This window comes from Dellaglioa sp. CoH-55-MRSF-9 (genome assembly GCF_056782155.1).
On the sequence record NZ_JBXAYG010000106.1, the window covers coordinates 1 to 262 of the forward strand.

At 66.4% G+C, this 262-nt stretch carries 1 protein-coding gene; it reads left to right on the forward strand.

The window, feature by feature from the left end:
* Positions 1 to 47 precede the first annotated feature (47 nt).
* A partial coding sequence (locus tag AC1RPV_RS07970; RefSeq protein ID WP_481764231.1) for a hypothetical protein occupies positions 48 to 262 on the forward strand: 215 nt, incomplete at its 3' end.

Genomic DNA, 262 nt, shown 5'->3' on the forward strand with positions numbered 1-262 from the left:
TGGGCGAGCACACCGGACACGACATGGCCGGGCACAGCGGGCATGACATGGCTGGGCACGCGGGACACGGCGGGATGGCCGGGCACGCGGGACACGGTGACCATGTCGCCCAGTTCCGTCGGTTGTTCTGGATCATGCTCATCATCGCCGTCCCCGTCGTCGGTTTCTCCTCGATGTTCGCCATGATCCTGGGGTACCCGCTGTCGGACGCCGCCTGGGTGGCGTGGATATCGCCGGTCCTTGGCACGGTCATGTACGTGTG